Annotated in this window: 1 protein-coding gene; it reads left to right on the forward strand. The window is 50.7% G+C overall.

Going from position 1 to position 635, the window contains the following annotated elements; translation table 11 throughout:
* Positions 1-259: 259 nt before the first annotated feature.
* The coding region (locus DK872_RS27185) for a zona pellucida domain-containing protein (protein WP_218580684.1) at positions 260-635 on the forward strand (376 nt) is incomplete at its 3' end.

Consider the following 635-nt stretch of genomic DNA (forward strand, 5'->3'; position numbering starts at 1 on the left):
TGGACAATGGCTGGAAGTTGGTGGCTGGTTCAGGTATTAGCACTGTGTGCTCTCTGTCATGCTCTTCCAAAGAAGGGTAAGTGGAGTAAACTGTCCCAGAATCCTCCAGCTCTGATGCTCCAGCAAACTGACCAGCGGCTTCAGCAGTCAGTTCAACAGACTAATCAGCAGCTTCCTCAGAAGATTCAGTTTCAGAAGCAAGTAGCGAAGGCTGAGCCTTTGGACAGATGTTCTGTAGCTGATTCTGAGCAGATCCAATGTGGACAACCTGGTATCAGTAGTGCTGAATGTGAAGCTATCAACTGCTGCTTTAGTGGACAGCAGTGTTACTATGGGAAGACCGAAAGTCCTGCGGGAGCCTGTGTATGTTGAGGTGCACATTGTGGAGAGGACTGACCCCAACATTGTCCTGATGCTGGGACACTGCTGGGCAACTTCCGCCCCCAATCCACTCAGTCTACCCCAGTGGGACCTTCTGGTTGATGGATGCCCTTACCAGGATGACCGTTACCTGACCACATTGGTTCCAGTGACTGGCTCTTCTGGTCTTCAGTTCCCAACCCACTACAAGCGCTTCATTGTGAAGATGTTCACGTTTGTGGATCCCACATCACTGGCTCCTCTGCAGGAAACTA

Source organism: Kosakonia sp. MH5, assembly GCF_009935945.1.
Taxonomy (GTDB): Bacteria; Pseudomonadota; Gammaproteobacteria; order Enterobacterales; family Enterobacteriaceae; genus Kosakonia; species Kosakonia radicincitans.